Raw genomic sequence first — 16,729 nt, 5'->3', positions numbered from 1 at the left:
TCCTGACCACAAGGACCGGCCCCCGGGATGCGAACCATCTCCCGGGGGCCGGTCTGTGTGGTGATGGTGGAGGGCGGGGTCGACCGAGAGCGGCCGCTCCCAGGCCTCGTCCGGTGTCTCGAGGACGGGTCTGCGGTCGTTGGCGCCGTAAGCCGGTCTACGGTTTTGTGTCCACACTTAGCCTGCCTCTTGACGGTCAAGAGGGGTATTGGCAGGCTGAGTGTCGACAGTTAAGGAGATCTGATGAAGCTGGTGACGTTCGACGCGGGACCCGAGGCGGGGCTGGTGGGCCGGCTCGACGGGGGCACCGTGGTGGAGCTGGAGGTGCCCTCCACGCGGGTGTTCTTCGAGTGGGAGGGGCGGGTCCGCGAGACGGGGCGGACGTTCGCCCTGGACGGCGTACGACTGCGGGCGCCCATCGTGCCCAGGAAGTTCTTCCACACGGCCGGCAACTTCCGTGAGCACCACGAGGACCTGGTCCGCGTCGACTGGTCCCACCCCGTCAACAAGGGCATCGTGTTCTTCCAGAACGTCGATGCGATCATCGGCCCCGACGAGCCGATCGTGTACCCGGCGAACCTGACCCGCGAGCTCGACTACGAGCTCGAACTCGCCGTCGTCATCGGCACACCGGGCCGCTTCTTCTCCGCCGAGCAGGCCGCCGAGCACATCGCGGGCTATCTGGTCTTCAACGACATCACCGCCCGCGACATCCAGCGCAAGGAGATGGAGTCGGGGGTCTTCTCCTTCTCCAAGGCGATCGAGACGTTCTGCCCGATCGGCCCGTACATCGTCACCGCCGACGAGATCGACGACCCGCACGCCCTCGACATGGAACTGAGGGTCAACGGGGACGTCCGGCAGAAGTCCAGCACCGCCCGGATGTCGGTGTCGATCCCGCAGTTGGTCGCCTATCACTCCCCGCAGACCTACAGCGCCGGCGACCTCGTCACCACCGGCACCATCGCGGGCGTGGCCGCGAGCACCGAGGACCCGTTCGCCAACTATCTCAAGCCCGGTGACGTGGTCGAGGCGGAGATCGAGGGCCTCGGGGTGCTGCGCAACCAGGTGATCTCCTGGTGGGACGCGTACGGCACCGAAGAGCCGCCCGCGGAAAACTGGGTGTGAGCGGCCGATGCGCATCGCACGACTCGCGGGCCGTACCGTGCTGCTTACCGAGGACGGAGCCCTCGACATCCCCGCCTCCTTCGAGGGGCGGCTGTTCGACCACTGGGACGAACTGCTCGACTGGTCCAGGGGCGCCACAGGGGGGCGTCCCTATGACGAGTCCGAGCTCGAAGCGCCCGTCCCCGCCCCCCGGCAGGTCTTCGCCGTCGCCCTCAACTACCGCCCCCACACCGCCGAGGCGGGCTACGAGGAACCCGAAGTCCCGCTCGTCTTCACCAAGTTCCCGACCTGTCTCACCGGGCCGGACACCGTCGTCGAGCTGCCGCCCGGGCACGTCGACTGGGAGCTGGAACTGGTCGCGGTCATCGGCCGCGAGGCGCGCCGGGTGCCGGTGGAGAAGGGGTGGGAGCCGGTCGTGGCGCTCACCGTGGGCCAGGACCTCTCCGAGCGGATCGCCCAACTCGCGGGCCACCCCGCCCAGTTCTCGCTCGCCAAGTCCCATCCCGGGTTCGGCCCGGTCGGCCCCGCCCTGGTCAGCCTCGACGAGATCCCCGACCGCGACGACCTCGAACTGACCTGCGCGCTGAACGGCGATACCGTGCAGCACGACCGCACCTCCAACATGATCTTCCCGATTCCCCGACTGGTCTCGTACCTCAGCGAGTTCTGCACCCTGCTCCCCGGCGACCTGATCTTCACGGGCACTCCGGCGGGCGTCGGCAACCGGCGCACCCCCCGGCGGTTCCTGACGCCCGACGACGAACTGGTCAGCCGTATCGGGGGAGTCGGCGAGATGCGGCACCGCTTCCGGAAGGCGACGACGGCATGACCCGCACCCTGTTCACCGACGTCCAGGTCTTCGACGGCACCGGACGCGACCCGTACCCCGCCCATGTCCTCGTCGAGGACGGCCGGATCACCGAGGTCTCCGACCGGATCCCGCGCGACCTGCGGACCGACGCCCGGGTGATCGACGGAGGCGGCGGCACCCTGCTCCCCGGACTCGTCGACGCCCACGCCCACCTGGGCTTCGGCTCCACCGTCGAACACCTCTCGCGCCGCCGTGACGAGCCCGACGAGGAGAAGGCGCTGCTCGTCGCGCACGCGGGCCGGGTCCTCCTCGACCACGGCATCACCAGCGCCTACTCCGGCGGCAACCGGCTGCCCCGGACCGAGACCGCCGCCCGCAAGGCCTTCGCCGAGGGCTGGATGCCCGGCCCGCGCCTGAAGGCAGCCTCCTGGGAGGGCACGGCCGGCATGGTCGAGCCCGGCGTCTACGACTTCCCGGGCGTCGAAGGACGCGCCTCCGACCCGGAGTCGGTGTCCCGGTTCGTCGGCGACATGGCCGAACTCGGCGTCGACATCGTCAAGTTGTCCCTGTCCGGAGAGAGCGCGGTCGTCCAGGGCACCTCACGGATCGTCCAGTTCACGGACGAGGAGGTGGCCGCCGCGGCAGCGACCGCCGACAAGCACGGGGTCTGGCTCACCGCCCACGCCCATGCCGCCGAGTCGGTCAAGATGGCCGTACGGCACGGCATTCGGGCCGTCTACCACTGCACCTTCGCCGACGAGGAGGCCCTCGACCTCCTGGAAGCCGCCCGCGACCGGATCTTCGTCGCCCCGACCCCCGGCATCATCCACGCCAACCTCCACGAGGCGGGCAGTGAACCCGAGCCGGGCATGGAGGTCGAGGCGACGGCGGCGGCCGTGCGCGAGGTGGTGCCGGAGCTGGTGCGGCGGGGTGTACGGGTCCTGCCCGGCGGCGACTACGGCTTCGCCTGGAACCCGGTCGGCCGCAATCTGCGCGACCTGGAGCTGTTCGTCGACTGGTTCGGCCTCACGCCCGCCGAGGCACTGCGCGCCGCCACCCGGTACGGCGGTCAGATCATGGGCATGGACAGCGAACTCGGCCTCGTACGGCCCGGGTTCCTCGCCGACCTCGTCCTCGTCGACGGCGACCCGCTGGCGGACATCGCCGTCCTCCAGGACCGCGCCCGACTGACGGCGATCATGAAGGACGGCCGGCTGCACAAGGCACCCGCGTGATCCGGACCAGGACGGGCGGCGGGCGGCTGGCGGGGGAGTGGCAGGCCGGTGTCGCCGTCTTCCGGGGCATCCCCTTCGCCGAGCCGCCCGTCGGCGACCTGCGCTGGCGACCGCCCCGGCCCGCCGCGCGCTGGGACGGCGAGCGGCGCGCCGACGCCTTCGGCCCGGCCCCGCTCCAGCCCCAGCCGCCCCGCGACTCGATCATGTACCACACCAACTTCGCCGACCGGCGCGCGCTGGTGATGAGCGAGGACTGCCTCTACCTCAACGTGTGGACCCCCGACCCGGCGCCCGGCGCCGCACTGCCGGTGCTGGTCTGGATCCACGGCGGCGGCAACCGCTACGGCCACGGCGGCCAGGAGATCCACGACGGCGCGGCGATGGCCGGGCGCGGCCTCGTCATGGTCACCCTGAACCACCGGCTCGGCGCCCTCGGCTTCCTCGCCCACCCCGAACTGGCCGCCGAGGACGACCTGGACGCCACCGGCAACTACGGGCTGCTCGACATCGTCGCCGCCCTGACCTGGGTACGGGAAAACATCACGGCCTTCGGCGGCGACCCCGACCGGGTCACCCTCGCCGGCAACTCCGCCGGAGCCGCCCACATCTGCCACCTCATGGCGGCACCGGCCGCCCGGCCCCTGTTCCGGGCCGCGCTCGGCCAGAGCGCCTCGGGCATCGGCCGCGCCGAAGGCCCCCTCGCCGACCGGGGCGAGGCCCGGAAGCAGGGGCTGCGCTGGGCGGAGGCGTTCGGCGACCGCGACTTCGCGGGACTGCGGCGGCTGGACGGGGTGGAACTGGTCCTGCGGGGCCACTTCGGGCCGGTCGTCGACGGCCGGGTCCTCACCGAGCCCACCGACGAGGTGTTCGCGGCCGGACGGCAGCACGCGGTACCGCTCCTCGTCGGCAGCAACACCGACGAGGGCTCCGTGTACTCGACCCTGGATGTGCTGCGCCGGCTCCCGGTGGAACCCGGCACCGACGAGGTGTACCCCGTACGGGACACCGAGGAGGCCCGCCGGACGGCCCGGCGGTTCACCGGGGAGAGCCGCTTCACCCACCCGGTCTGGCACTGGGCCACGGCCCACCGCCGGAGAGCGCCGACCCGGCTGTACCGCTTCACCCGGACACCTCCGCTGCCCCCGGACCTCCCCCTGACACCCCCACGGGACGGACTGCCGGGATACGGCGTCCACCACACCGCCGAACTCCCCTACACCCTCGACACCTTGGACTGCCGCCCCTGGCACTGGACCGAGGCGGACCGTGAACTGGCGCGCACGATGGCGGACGCCTGGGCGCGCTTCGTGGAGACGGCCGACCCGAACGGCGCCGGGCTCCCGTCCTGGCCCGCCTTCACCGGGGACGAGGTCATGGTCTTCGGCGACCGGGTGGGGCTCGGCACCATCGAACGTCCGGAGGCCATGCGGCTGTTGGCCGCCTGCCCCCGCCCCCTGTGAAAGGACCCCCCATGGCACGACTCCCCGACACCGAGGGCACCGGCGAGATCGCCGCCCGCATCCGCGACCGCCGCGGCGGCGATCTGCGACCCCTCGACCGGATGCTGCTGCACAGCCCCCAGCTCGCCGACGGCTGGAACAGCCTCCTGGGCGCCATCCGGGGGCGGCTCCGACTGCCGCCGGACATCCGGGAGTCGGTGATCCTCAGGATCGCCGTCCTCAACCGCGCCCCGTACGAATGGACCGCACACGAACCCGAGGCGCGGCGGGCCGGGCTCGACGACGCCGAACTGGCCGAACTCGGCCGGGACAAGCCCGAACTCGGCGCCCGGATGTCGCGGGTCATCGCCTACACCGATGCGATGACCCGCGACCTCCACGTCCCGGACGAGCTGTTCGACGCCCTCCGCGCCGACTTCACCGACACCGAGCTGGTCGAACTGACGGCGACCGTCGCGGCGTACAACATGGTGTCCCGCTTCCTGGTCGCCCTGGATGTCCGCTCGCCCTCGGAGGACTAGGAGCCGGAGTGCCGCCGGAGGAAGTGGATCAGGAGCCTGTTCCAGGCGGCGGGCTGTTCCCAGTGCGGGTTGTGGCCCGCCTCGCGGACGACACGGGTCTCCACGTCCCGCAGGTGCCCGGAGTTGAGGCGCATCACCGACGGCGGGCTGTACAGGTCGGCGTCCCCGGTGATGAGCTGGACCGGGAGGGTGAGGGTCTCCAGGGCCGCCCAGGTGATCGTGTGGGTGAGGGACTGGGCGAAGGCGTCGGAGGTGCGGGCCCGTTCGTGGATCTCCAGCCAGGCCGCCACCCCGTCCGGGTCGCCGCCCCGGTAGGAGGGGCCCAACTCCTTGAAGTCCACCGGCATGTCACCGAACGGATCGGGCTGGAGCGCCGCGGTCAGCTCCTGGTACTCCGTGTCCTGGATGCCCATGACGCTGCCCGACACGGTGAGGCTCAGCAGCCGGTCCTCGTACCCGAGGGCGTAGTCGACCGCCACCGGGCCGCCCGCCGCCGAGCCGGACAGATGGAAGCGGTCCAGACCCAGCTGGTCGGCGAGGGTGTTCAGGTCGCCCGAGGCGGTGTCGGCCTCCGCCTTGGTGCCGGCGACCGAGCGGTACGCTCCGCGCCGCGAGTAGCCGATCACCCGGAAGCCGGCCCCGGCCAGCACCGGCTGCTGGTACGGCCAGCTCTCGCCGCTGCCCGAGCCCGGATGCAGCAGCACGACCGCCTCCCCGTCGCCGCCGGTGTCCCAGCACCACAGACTGCCGCCTCCGGAGACCGGCACCTGGTACTCGGTGACGGGCGCCTGCGCGGGGACCGGCACGGGCTCCCACGGCTCCCCGGCGGCCCTCGCGAAGGCCGTACCCTGCGAGGCACCGGCCGTCGTGAGGGCGGCCAGCGCGGCGCCGCCGACCACTGCCCGTCTGCTGGGACCCGTGGGGTGACTGGGGCTGATGCGTGCGCGCTTCATGATTCCTCCGGTGGAGACCCGCAAGGGTTGTTGACAGGAATGTTGGAAGTCGACAGGAAGCAGGGGATCCCGTATCGGACGGGACGCGGGGTGAGATAGTGTCGACACCGTTGAATCGGCTGTGAGCCCGGACCAGGCAGGGAGAAGTGCCGCATGACCGATCAGGACACGCACCTCGTGCTGGAGCGCCTCCTGCGGCTGCGGGACCGGCGCGAGCCGCTGGTCGCGCAGATCGCCGAATGGGTCGGCGCGGGCATCATCGAGGGGCGGCTGGAGCCCGGGCAGGACCTCAACAGCGTCGATCTGTCACGCCGGTTCGACACCAGCCGCACCCCGGTGCGCGAGGCGCTGATGCTCCTCGAGCAGGAGGGTCTGGTCGAGATGAAGGCGCGCCGCCGGCCCCGGGTCGCCGCGCCCTCCCCGCAGGACATCCGGGACATCTACCAGGTGCGCAAGAACCTCCTGTCGATGCTCGCGGCCCTGCTCGTCGAGCGGGCCGGCGACGAGGAGATCGCCGAGCTGCGCACCCGGGTCGAGCGGATGCGGAAACTGGCCGACGACGGTGACGTCGACGGGTACTTCTGGAGCCATGTGACGCTCCAGGAGCGGATGACGGAGATCGTCGGCAACGCCACGCTCAAGCAGATCCTGGACTCCCTCGCGCTGCGCACCCTGATGCTGCGGCACCTCAGCCTCACCCGGGCCGGCCGGCTCGCCTACAGCGTGGACGACCAGGAACGGCTGCTCCAGGCCGTCGAGGAGCGCGACGGAGAACTGGCCGCCGCGCTCATCGCGGGCGCGACGGTGCGGGCACAGCGGGCGGTCGAGGAGCAGCTGGAGCAGGACGCGGCAGGACGCGGACGGGGACCCGCACGCCGCCGCCGTACGGCCTCCTGACGCCGCTGCACGGCAGCCTCCTCGGGTCGGTGTGCGGCAGCCTCCCGGCGACGGCGTACGACTGTCTCCTCGGGTCGGTGTGCGGCCGTCTCCCGGCGACGGCGTACGACTGTCTCCTCGGGCCGGCGTGCGGCAGCCTCCCGGCGACGGCGTACGACTGTCTCCTCGGGCCGGCGTGCGGCAGCCTCCCGGCGACGGCGTACGACTGTCTCCTCGGGCCGGCGTACGGGAGCCTCCCGGCGACGGCGTGCGGCCGCCCCCGGGGAGGCCGGGTGGGCGGCTCACTTGGCGAGGACTCCGCCGTCCACGGGGAAGTTCCCGCCGGTCACCCAGGCCGACTCGTCCGACGCCAGGTACACCGCGCACCAGGCGATGTCCCGCGGCGTCCCGACCCGGCCCAGTGGGATCCGGGCCAGCAGCGTCTCGCGGGCTGCTCCGTCGTGGGCCCCGGCGGACTCGGTGGCGGGGGTGCGCACCATGCCCGGTGAGATCGTGTTCGCGCGGATGCCCGACGGCCCGCCCTCCACAGCGAGTTGACGGGTCAGGCCGAGCACCGCCGACTTGCCCGCGCAGTGCGCGACCATCCCGAAGGTCCCGCTGCCCCGGAACGCGTTCACCGAGGCGAAGTTGACGATCGAGCCGCCGCCCGAGGCCGCAAGGTGCGGCCACGCGGCCCGCACCGGCAGGAAGACGACGTCGATCTCGCCGCGGAGGGTCGGCGTCCACTGCGCGTCGAAGTCCATCTCGGCGGTCGTCGCCATGTGCGGGGCGATCGCCCCGGCGGTGACCAGGACGTCGATCCGTCCGTGCCGTTCGTACGCCTCGTCCGCGAAGTGCCGGGCGTCGGCCGGGTCCGTCATGTCGAACGGGGCGAGCACCTCGAGGGCCAGCCCCCGGTCGGCGGCCTCCTTGCGGGTGCGTTCGGCTGCGGCCGCGTCGATGTCGCAGCCGACGACGGTCGCGCCCTGCTCCGCGAAGAGCAGGGCGCAGCCCTGGCCGATCCCGGCCCCCGCCCCGGTGACGAGAACGACTTTCCCGGAGAGCCTGCCGGTCACATGGACCCCCTTCTCGCGACGTCCGCACGAGACGCGGCGCGACTCGTCCTTCCTTCTTAGTGTCGACAGTATGGGCGGGTCAAGAGGCGTGAGCCTCCGAATGGGGCATTCTGTCGACAGTTTGGTTCGATCATGAGGTGCTTCCCCACGCACAGTCGAAGATCGGTGGCACTCGGTAAAGTGGCCCTCGCCAGTCCAGGAATCCCCGGAACCCGTGAGGTACACCCGAACCATGACGACCGAAACGTTTGAGTTCCAGGTAGAGGCCCGTCAACTCCTCCAGTTGATGATCCACTCGGTCTACTCGAACAAGGACGTCTTCCTGCGCGAGCTCGTCTCCAACGCCTCCGACGCGCTGGACAAGCTGCGCCTCGCCAAGCTGCGGGACGACGCACTCGACGCCGACGTCTCCGACCTGCACATCGAGATCGACACCGACGCCGAGGCCCGTACGCTCACCGTGCGGGACAACGGGATCGGGATGTCGTACGAAGAGGTCGGCAAACTCATCGGCACCATCGCCCACTCCGGCACCGCGCAGTTCGCCAAGGAGCTGCGCGAGGCCCAGGACGCGGACAGCGCCGAGGGGCTCATCGGCCAGTTCGGCGTCGGTTTCTACTCCGGCTTCATGGTCGCCGACGAGATGACCCTCGTGACCCGGCACGCCGGCGAGAGCCACGGCACCCGCTGGTCCTCCCGCGGCGAGGGGACGTACACCCTGGAGACCGTCGACGACGCGCCGCAGGGCACCTCGGTCACCCTGCATCTCAAGCCCGCCGACGACGAGGACAAGCTCCACGACTACACCTCCGCCTGGACGATCAAGGACATCGTCAAGCGCTACTCGGACTTCATCACCTGGCCGATCCGCACGGTCCCGCGGCCGGGCGAGGGCGGCACCACGCCCGAGGCCGAGACCCTCAACTCGATGAAGGCGCTGTGGGCGCGCTCGCGCGAGGAGGTGTCCGACGACGAGTACCACGAGCTGTACAAGCACATCAGTCACGACTGGCGTGAACCGCTGGAGACCATCAGGCTCCAGGCGGAGGGCACCTTCGAGTACCAGGCCCTGCTGTTCGTGCCCTCGCACGCCCCGCACGACCTCTACACCCAGGGCTACAAGCGCGGTGTGCAGCTGTACGTCAAGCGCGTCTTCATCATGGACGACTGCGAGGCGCTGCTGCCGCCCTATCTGCGCTTCGTCAAGGGCGTGGTCGACGCGGCGGACCTCTCGCTGAACGTCTCCCGCGAGATCCTCCAGCAGGACCGGCACATCCGGATGATGCAGCGCCGGCTGACCAAGAAGCTCCTGTCCACGGTCAAGGAGATGCGGGACAGCGCCCCGGAGCGGTACGCCACGTTCTGGCGGGAGTTCGGCTCCGTCCTCAAGGAGGGCCTGCTCGGCGACTCCGACAACCGCGAGACCCTGCTCGCCGCCGCGTCCTTCGCCAGCACCCACGCCGAGGACGGGCTCACCACGCTCGCGGCGTACGTGGAGCGGATGAAGGACGGTCAGGAGGACATCTACTACCTGACCGGCGAGTCCCGCGAGAGCATCGAGAACTCCCCGCACATGGAGGCGTTCCGCGCCAAGGGCATCGAGGTCCTGCTGCTCACCGACGCCGTCGACGAGGTCTGGGTCGACGTGGTGGGCGAGTTCGGGGGCAAGCGGCTGCGGTCCGTCGCCAAGGGCGAGGTCGATCTCGACGACGAGGCCGACGACCAGGCCGACGGGGAGCGGGAGAAGCAGGGCGAGGAGTACGCCGCCCTGCTCGGCTGGATGAAGGAGCAACTGGGCGACGACATCAAGGAGGTGCGCCTCTCCGCGCGCCTCACCGTCTCCCCGTCCTGCCTCGTCTCCGACACCGGCGACCTCACCCCCGCGCTGGAGAACATGTACCGCGCGATGGGCCAGGAGGTGCCCAAGGCCCGGCGGATCCTCGAACTCAACCCCGGACACCAGCTGGTGCAGGGCCTGAACAAGGCCTACCAGGAGCGCGAGGACCGCACCGGGCTCGCCGGGACCGCCGAACTGCTGCACGGTCTCGCGGTGCTCGCCGAGGGCGGCCGGCCGACCGATCCCGGACGGTTCGTGAAGCTGGTGGCGGAGCGTCTGGAGCGCGCGCTCTAGCGGTCGCCGGGTGATTCCGGGCGGGGACGGTGTAGAGGCCCCCGCCCGGAATCTTCACTGCCCGCACACCGAACATTCTGATTGGTTGAGTCAATCAACTGGGCCTACGATGCTGGGCAGTTCGTGCTGGACCGCATCCCCCCACGGAGGCCCGCCACCATGTCCCATGCGCACCCCACTCGCTCGGCGACGGGGGATCCCGCCGCCCGGCGGCCGGGTCTCGTCGTCGCGGTGCTGGCCTTCGGCGGGATCGTCGTCTCGCTCATGCAGACGCTGGTCATCCCGATCGTCCCCGAACTGCCGAAGCTGCTAAACGCGTCGGCCTCGGACGCGACCTGGGCCGTCACCGCCACCCTGCTCGCCGCCGCCGTCGCCACCCCCGTCATGGGCCGGCTCGGCGACATGTACGGCAAGCGCCGCATGCTGCTGGTGAGCCTGCTCATGCTGGTCGCCGGATCCGTCACGGCCGCCCTCAGCGACACCCTCGCCCCGATGATCGTCGGCCGGGCGCTGCAGGGCCTCGCCTCCGGTGTCATCCCGCTCGGCATCAGCATCATGCGCGACGAACTCTCCGCCGAGCGGCTCGGCTCGGCCACCGCGCTGATGAGCGCCTCGCTCGGCGTCGGCGGCGCCCTCGGTCTGCCCGCCGCCGCGCTCATCGCGGACCACCTCGACTGGCATGCGCTGTTCTGGACGTCCGCCGCGCTGGGCGTGGTCGCCGCCGCGGTGGTCCCGCTGTGCGTGCCCGAGTCGCCGGTGCGCGCCGGCGGCCGCTTCGACCTCGTGGGCACCCTCGGCATGGCGGCCGGACTGGTCTGTCTGCTGCTGGGCATCTCCAAGGGCGCCGACTGGGGCTGGGGCAGCGCCACCACGCTCGGGCTGTTCGGCGCGGCGGGCGTGGTCCTCCTTCTGTGGGGCCTGTTCGAACTCCGCGTCGCACAGCCCCTGGTGGACCTGCGGACCACCGCCCGGCGTCAGGTGCTGGTGACCAATCTCGCCTCCATGGCCTTCGGTTTCTCCATGTTCGCGATGTCCCTGGTCCTTCCCCAGCTACTGCAGTTGCCTGAGGCGACGGGCTACGGTCTGGGCAGGTCGCTGCTGGCCGCCGGACTCGTCATGGCTCCCACGGGCCTGGTCATGATGGCCACCGCCCCGCTGTCCGCGCTGGTGTCCAGGGCGCGCGGCCCCAAGGTGACCCTGATGATCGGCGCCGTGATCGTGGCCGCCGGATACGGTCTGGGCATCGTGCTGATGGACGCCGTGTGGCAGCTCGTGCTGGTCTCCTGCGTCGTCGGCGCCGGCATCGGCTTCGCCTACGGCGCCATGCCCGCGCTCATCATGGGTGCGGTGGACCCCGCCGAGACGGCCGCCGCCAACAGTCTGAACACGCTGATGCGGTCCATCGGCACCTCCACCGCGAGCGCCGTCGCCGGGGTGATCCTGGCTCAGATGACCACCACCTTCGGCGCCGTCGCCCTGCCGTCCGAGAACGGCTTCAAGGTGGTCATGGCGGTGGGCTCGGGTGCGGCGCTGCTGGCGCTGGCGGTCGCCGCGTTCCTTCCCCGGCGGCAGCGCGCGGCCGCGGAGCCCGCCGAGGCGGCGACGCCACCCGCCGGCCCCGACGAGCGGGCCGTCGGCGCGGCGGTCGCCGTCCCGCTGGCCCGTGCCGTCGCCGAGCTGGTCGCCACGGTGCCGGGGCTCGACGCCGGCGAGCCGGGCGCCGGCGCGCATCCCGTGCGCGGGCGGGTACGGGGCGCGGAGGGAACGCCGGTCGCCGGGGCCGCGGTGACGCTGATCTCGCTGGGCGGACGGCAGCTGGGCCGCGCTGTCGCCGCCGCCGACGGCTCCTACGCCCTCGACGCGCCAGGGGAGGGCACGTATGTGCTGATCACCGCCGCCGACGGGCACCAGCCGCAGGCGACGACCGTCGTGGCGGGGGCGGCGCCGGTGACGTACGACGTCCTCCTCGTCGGCAGCAGCGGGCTCGTCGGAGCGGTGCGCTCTGCCGAGAGCGGTGCTCCGGTCGCCGGGGCGGTCGTGATCGTCACGGATGTGCGCGGGGATGTGCTGGCCAGTGTGCGGACCGACGGCATAGGCGAGTTCGCGGTGGCGGACCTGGTGCCGGGACCGGTGACCGTCGCCGTCAGCTCGCCCAAGCACCGGCCCCTGGCGCTGCCCGTGGAGATCGGCGCCACCGGTCTCACCCGGGTCGACGTCGAGCTCCGGTCCGGCGCGCAGGTCCGGGGCACGGTACGAGGTGCGGGCGCCCCGCTCGGCGACGCCCGGGTGACGCTGGTGGACGCCGCCGGGAACGTCGTCGCCTCCACGACGACCGGCAGCGACGGCGCGTACGCCTTCTCCGATCTGGACGGCGGCCAGTACACGGTGATCGCGACCGGCTATCCGGCCCGTGCGACCGGGATCAGCCTCGGCGGTGACGTGGACGACCACGACATCGAACTCGCCCACGCGGGCGAGTAGTCGCCTTGCCGCCTCACGAGCGGACCGGCATCCGCCCCACTCGGGTGCCGGTCCTTCAACTTGTTCTTCCTTCGAGCCAAGTGTCCTCCCAGAGACGGGAGTTGATGGTTTCGGTGTGCGGGCCGGACAGCGCAGAGGCAGTCGCACGGCTCATGCCCGATGGAGCGCAAGACCGTCCTCGTGCGCCGGCGCACGCGACTGGCGAAGATGCGGGCCTGGCTGGAGCGGGCCCGCACACAAACGCGGCGGCTACCGGCAGGGATGCAACATCCAACAATCCGGGCCGCACGGCTCCCCGGCGACATCCAACTCTGGTTCGCCGACAGCGGATACGGCGCCCGTTCGGACCGGCCGCGGGCGGCTAAGGACGGCGTGGAGCATCTGTCGCTTCACGAGTTCACGAGCTGGGACTGCAGACGTCTGTGGCGCCGGTCAGCGCTGCGATCCGGATTCCGCCGCGGACAACCCCTCCCGCGCCATGCCTTCCGTGGCGCTCAGCTCCTGGGTCCCTACGACAGACAGCAGTTCCAGCTGCTCAGCTCCCGGGCTTCCGGGCGGGGCGGTGAACCACAGCAGGCGTTGCCGTCCGTCCTCGCTGAGGAGGTTGTGGCAGTCGAGTTCGATGACGCCGAGCATGGGGTGGATGATCTTCTTGCGGTCCATGCGGCGCACCGCCACGTCGTGGGTGTCCCAGAGGGTCGCGAACTCCTGGCTGCGGCGGCGTAGTACAGCGATCATTTGCGTGACCTCCGCGTCCCGGCCGCGCCGGGCGGCCGCTGCCCGGAGGTCGGTCACGAACACCCGGGAGTGGTGCGGGTGATCCTCGGGCGGGTGGATCTCGCGCGTCCGTGGGTCGGTGAACCAGCGGTACACGAAGCTCGCCGTCGGGCCGCGGTGGGCGGGGGAGCCGCCGAGCAGGTTCCGGGCCAGGTCGTTCTCCACCAGGGTCTCGTGCAGGTCGTTGATGACGCGTGCCGGTGTGTTGGTGAGCCGGTCCAGCAGGCCCAGAAGTGCGGGCTGTACATGGGCCGACGGTCCGTGCGTCGAACGGGGGATCGGCCGTTCGGCCAGGTGGAACAGGTGGTCGCGCTCGTCGCCGGTCAGACGCAGGGCTCGGGCGAGGGCGGCCAGGGTCTGGGCAGAGGGCTGCACGCCGTGCCTGCCGCCGCCGCGTTCCAACTCGGTGTAGTAGTCGGCCGACAGCCCCGCCAGCTGGGCGACTTCCTCGCGGCGCAGCCCGGGGACGCGCCGGCGCGGGCCGTGGGGAAGACCGACGTCGGCGGGGCGGATGCGGTCGCGGCGGGTCCTGAGGAAGGCACCGAGTTCGGGAAGGTTCACCCTTCCATGGTCGTTCGCGCGCCGGACCGTAGCCAGGGGGTGGCAACCCCTGGGTGGACGCAGCCCTGGCTGGGAGTGGGGAACCGGGCGATCGTGGAGGACACAGCAGGGCGGACGGCGAGACAACGCCGCCCCCTCCGCCTCCACCCCACCTTCGCATCGACCAACAGGAGTCAGCCATGCCCACCCACACCTCCCCCGACGGGACCGCCGCGCCACCCCGTGTCGCGATCGTCACCGGCGGCTCGCGCGGCATCGGCCGTCGGCCCGTCGGCCGACTGGCCGCCGACGGGTACGCCGTCGTGGTCGGCCCCACGGCCACCGACATGTTTCCTGGACGGCAAGGACGAGGAGACCATCGCCCGCCTGGCCGCCCAGCCCCCGCTTCAGCGGCTCGGCACCCCGGCCGACATCGCCGAGGTGGTCGCGTGCCTTGCGTCCCCGGCCGGCCACTGGATCAACGGGCAGGTCGTCCGTGCCAACGGCGGAATCAACTGACACCGGGGCCTCCAGCGGCATCGGGGCACTGTCCGTGCGTGCTCTGGCCCTTGCCGGTCACACCGTGTACGCGGGCATCCGCCGGATCGCGACCCGCAACGCGACCGCGGCGGCCGACCTGACGCGCTACGGCACCGACCACCGGGTCGACGTGCACGCCGTCGAGCTGGACGTGGTCGTGCACAACGCCGGGCACCTGCTCCCGGGAGCCGCCGAGAGGTTCACGGACCTGTACGACGTGAATGTTCTGGGCACCCACATGGACTCCGCCGCATCGGGCTGGACAGCCCGCTCACCGCGGGCAGCTCCCTGTAACACCCCACTCAGAGAAGGAACAACCAGCCATGCCTTTCGCGAACTTCAAGGTTCCCGAGAAGACCCTCACCCCGAAGCAGAAGGAGGAGATCGTCACCCGCACCACCGAGCTGTATGTCGAGATCTACGGCGAGCGCGCCCGCGACAACACCATGGTTCTGGTCGAAGAGGTCGCCGACGGCGGCTGGGGCATCTCCGGCAATGTGCTGACCCTCGCCATGCTCGGCGAGGCGACACCGACCGACACCAGCGGCGCCTGACCGCACCGGCCGTCATTCGGCCACGACAGCACCCTTGAAACCGAGGGCCGCCGGGGTGGCGTGGGGCCAGAACAGCGCGGTCAGGCCGCGCCGGTCCACGTCGCTCACATTGTTCGCCCGGACTGGAGCAGATGAAGCGCGAGCTTTCCTTCTAGACGACTGGTCTACTCGGGTGCTAATTTTTCTGCATGCCAGTCGCTACGCGTACCACCGACACCCGTCGGATCATCCTCGACACCGCCCAGCGGATCATGGCCCGCAAGGGCTACTCCGCTGTCGGCATCAACGAGGTGCTCGCGGAGGCCGGCGTGCCGAAGGGGTCCTTCTATCACTACTTCGCCTCGAAGGACGCCTTCGGTGAAGCGATCCTGCGGAGCTATTTCGCGGACTACCTCATGGACATGGACCGTGTTCTGGCCCGGGCCGATCGGTCGGCGGCCGAACGGCTGATGGCCTACTGGCAGCAGTGGCGTCAGACGCAGAGCCTCGAGGAGTGCCAGGGCAAGTGCCTGGCCGTGAAGCTCGGTGCCGAGGTCGCGGACTTGTCCGAGACGATGCGAATGGCTCTGAAGGAAGGAACGAGCGCCGTCGTCGACCGCATCGAGCGGACGATCACCGACGGCTTGGAGGACGGCTCTCTCTCGGTCGACGGTGAGGCCCGCGATGTCGCGGAGGTCCTGTACGACATGTGGCTCGGCGCCAGCGTCATGGCCAAGATCCATCGCAGCTTGGCCCCGCTCGACACCGTCACAGAGGCAACCCGCAGGCTTCTGCACCTGTAGACGGCCGGCAACCCCATGGCCCGTCCGGTCATGGGGCCCCTTTCACCCCCCAAAAAAGTAGACTGGTCTACTCACCCCCAGGAGTGTGTCATGAAGGTTCTGATTGTTCTCACCTCGCACGACGAGCTGGGCGACACCGGCGTCAAGACCGGGTTCTGGCTCGAGGAGCTCGCGGCGCCGTACTACCGCTTCAAGGAGGCCGGCTGGGAGATCACGCTCGCCTCGCCGAAGGGCGGTCAGCCGCCGCTTGACCCCAAGAGCAACGAGCCCGGCTTCCAGACCGACGACACCCGGCGCTTCGAGGCCGACGCGGAGGCGACCGAGGCACTGGCGAACACCGTGCGCCTCGACTCCGTCTCGGGCGGCGACTTCGACACGGTCTTCTATGCCGGCGGGCACGGACCGCTGTGGGACCTGGCCGAGGACACCGTCTCCGCGCGGCTGATCGAAACGACGCTGCGCTCGGGTAAGCCGGTGGGACTGGTGTGCCACGCACCCGGTGTGCTGCGGCACACCGTCAACGAGGACGGCACCCCGCTGGTCGCGGGCAAGAAGGTCACCGGATTCGCCAACTCCGAGGAGGAGGCCGTCCAGCTCACCGACGTCGTCCCCTTCCTGGTCGAGGACGAACTCACCGCGCTCGGCGGCCTCTACTCCAAGACCGACGACTGGCAGCCCTATGTCCTCACGGACGGTCTGCTGATCACCGGGCAGAACCCGGCCTCCTCGGCCCCCGCGGCCGACGCCGTGATCGAGCTGGTCACCAAGGCCGGCTGATGAGCGCCTACGTCGTCATGCCGCGCGAACGCGTGACGGACCCGGCCATGATGTGACGCCCGTCGTCGGACACGGGGCGACAGAAAC

The 16,729-nt window shown here is 71.0% G+C and carries 14 protein-coding genes and 1 pseudogene; 12 read left to right on the top strand and 3 right to left on the bottom strand.

What is annotated here, in order from left to right; genetic code table 11:
* Window positions 1-243 precede the first annotated feature (243 nt).
* From ABZ464_RS09760 to ABZ464_RS09740, 5 genes are read left to right on the top strand one after another with little or no spacing between them, the layout of a single operon-like run.
* Window positions 244-1,128 (top strand): fumarylacetoacetate hydrolase family protein, encoded by an 885-nt coding sequence (locus tag ABZ464_RS09760; RefSeq protein WP_359273440.1) that lies wholly within the window; start codon window positions 244-246, stop codon window positions 1,126-1,128.
* A 7-nt stretch (window positions 1,129-1,135) separates the two neighbouring features.
* Window positions 1,136-1,957, top strand: a complete 822-nt coding sequence (locus ABZ464_RS09755; RefSeq protein WP_359273437.1) for a fumarylacetoacetate hydrolase family protein — start codon at window positions 1,136-1,138, stop codon at window positions 1,955-1,957.
* The gene (locus ABZ464_RS09750; protein WP_359273435.1) at window positions 1,954-3,174 is read left to right on the top strand and encodes an amidohydrolase family protein; all 1,221 of its coding nucleotides are present in this window, start codon (window positions 1,954-1,956) and stop codon (window positions 3,172-3,174) included. Before ABZ464_RS09755 ends, ABZ464_RS09750 begins: the two co-directional genes overlap by 4 nt.
* A complete protein-coding gene (locus ABZ464_RS09745; protein ID WP_359273432.1) occupies window positions 3,171-4,634 on the top strand; it encodes a carboxylesterase family protein in 1,464 nt (487 codons plus the stop codon). Before ABZ464_RS09750 ends, ABZ464_RS09745 begins: the two co-directional genes overlap by 4 nt.
* A gap of 11 nt (window positions 4,635-4,645) precedes the next feature.
* Window positions 4,646-5,155, top strand: coding sequence for a carboxymuconolactone decarboxylase family protein (locus ABZ464_RS09740; protein ID WP_359273429.1), 510 nt, complete (start codon window positions 4,646-4,648; stop codon window positions 5,153-5,155).
* Here ABZ464_RS09740 and ABZ464_RS09735 read toward each other — a convergent pair.
* Window positions 5,152-6,108, bottom strand: a complete 957-nt coding sequence (locus tag ABZ464_RS09735) for an alpha/beta hydrolase (RefSeq protein WP_359273426.1) — start codon at window positions 6,106-6,108, stop codon at window positions 5,152-5,154. The two genes, ABZ464_RS09740 and ABZ464_RS09735, sit on opposite strands and share 4 nt — an antisense overlap.
* 153 nt (window positions 6,109-6,261) lie before the next feature.
* Here ABZ464_RS09735 and ABZ464_RS09730 point away from each other — a divergent pair, with 153 nt between their 5' ends.
* Window positions 6,262-7,005: a GntR family transcriptional regulator gene (locus ABZ464_RS09730; protein WP_359273423.1), complete on the top strand. Its 744-nt coding sequence runs from the start codon at window positions 6,262-6,264 to the stop codon at window positions 7,003-7,005.
* Window positions 7,006-7,286: 281 nt separating this feature from the next.
* Here ABZ464_RS09730 and ABZ464_RS09725 read toward each other — a convergent pair whose 3' ends face one another.
* On the bottom strand, window positions 7,287-8,060 hold the full coding sequence (locus tag ABZ464_RS09725) for an SDR family oxidoreductase (protein ID WP_359273420.1): 774 nt from the start codon (window positions 8,058-8,060) through the stop codon (window positions 7,287-7,289).
* Window positions 8,061-8,292: 232 nt separating this feature from the next.
* Here ABZ464_RS09725 and htpG point away from each other — a divergent pair, with 232 nt between their 5' ends.
* Together htpG and ABZ464_RS09715 are read left to right on the top strand one after the other, a co-directional pair.
* Entirely contained in the window at window positions 8,293-10,191 is a 1,899-nt protein-coding gene (gene htpG, locus ABZ464_RS09720) for a molecular chaperone HtpG (RefSeq protein WP_359273417.1), read from the top strand.
* A 159-nt stretch (window positions 10,192-10,350) separates the two neighbouring features.
* Window positions 10,351-12,672, top strand: coding sequence for an MFS transporter (locus ABZ464_RS09715; RefSeq protein WP_359273414.1), 2,322 nt, complete (start codon window positions 10,351-10,353; stop codon window positions 12,670-12,672).
* A gap of 432 nt (window positions 12,673-13,104) precedes the next feature.
* Here ABZ464_RS09715 and ABZ464_RS09710 read toward each other — a convergent pair whose 3' ends face one another.
* Window positions 13,105-14,010 (bottom strand): helix-turn-helix transcriptional regulator, encoded by a 906-nt coding sequence (locus ABZ464_RS09710; RefSeq protein ID WP_359273411.1) that lies wholly within the window; start codon window positions 14,008-14,010, stop codon window positions 13,105-13,107.
* 308 nt (window positions 14,011-14,318) lie between these two features.
* Here ABZ464_RS09710 and ABZ464_RS09705 point away from each other — a divergent pair.
* From ABZ464_RS09705 to ABZ464_RS09690, 4 genes and pseudogenes are all read left to right on the top strand, one after another.
* Window positions 14,319-14,508: pseudogene (locus ABZ464_RS09705) on the top strand (SDR family oxidoreductase); the annotation flags it as partial.
* Window positions 14,509-14,852: 344 nt separating this feature from the next.
* Window positions 14,853-15,083: a 4-oxalocrotonate tautomerase family protein gene (locus tag ABZ464_RS09700; protein ID WP_222977293.1), complete on the top strand. Its 231-nt coding sequence runs from the start codon at window positions 14,853-14,855 to the stop codon at window positions 15,081-15,083.
* 188 nt (window positions 15,084-15,271) lie between these two features.
* The gene (locus tag ABZ464_RS09695; RefSeq protein WP_359273408.1) at window positions 15,272-15,865 is read left to right on the top strand and encodes a TetR/AcrR family transcriptional regulator; all 594 of its coding nucleotides are present in this window, start codon (window positions 15,272-15,274) and stop codon (window positions 15,863-15,865) included.
* Between the two features lie 90 nt (window positions 15,866-15,955).
* The gene (locus ABZ464_RS09690) at window positions 15,956-16,642 is read left to right on the top strand and encodes a type 1 glutamine amidotransferase domain-containing protein (RefSeq protein ID WP_359273406.1); all 687 of its coding nucleotides are present in this window, start codon (window positions 15,956-15,958) and stop codon (window positions 16,640-16,642) included.
* Window positions 16,643-16,729: the final 87 nt, after the last annotated feature.

Source organism: Streptomyces sp. NPDC005820, from assembly GCF_040630255.1.
GTDB lineage: Bacteria > Actinomycetota > Actinomycetes > Streptomycetales > Streptomycetaceae > Streptomyces.
This window is presented reverse-complemented; position numbering and strand designations above follow the sequence as displayed.